We start from the raw sequence: 368 nt of genomic DNA, 5'->3' as shown, positions 1-368 counted from the left end.
TGGCGGACAACCTGTTGCACAGCATCCAGTTGCTGGCCAACGTCAGCCGGCTGCTGGCGGACAAGGCCATCGCCAGCTTCAAGGTCAACCAGGGCAAGCTCAGCGAGGCGTTGGCGCGCAACCCGATCCTGGTCACTGCGCTGAACCCGATCATCGGCTACCAGAAGGCTGCGGAAATCGCCAAGCAGGCCTATCGCGAGGGACGGCCGATCATCGATGTGGCGCTGGAAAACACCGATCTGGACCGTGCGCGCCTGGAGGTGTTGCTGGATCCGGAAAAACTCACGGCTGGCGGCCTCTGAGGCCGCCCCACCACTGGAGGTACCGCCATGCGTCATTGGCAACGAACGATCGAACAGGGCAACCGC

At 63.3% G+C, this 368-nt stretch carries 1 pseudogene; it reads left to right on the top strand.

The annotated features are described in order from the left end of the window. Positions 1-302: pseudogene (locus tag FLO80_RS24280) on the top strand (hypothetical protein); the annotation flags it as partial. Positions 303-368: the final 66 nt, after the last annotated feature.

The organism is Aquicoccus porphyridii, assembly GCF_008369105.1.
In the GTDB taxonomy this organism is placed as follows: domain Bacteria; phylum Pseudomonadota; class Alphaproteobacteria; order Rhodobacterales; family Rhodobacteraceae; genus Aquicoccus; species Aquicoccus porphyridii.
Note: the sequence above shows the minus strand (reverse complement) of the source record. Positions and strands in the feature narration are given on the sequence as shown.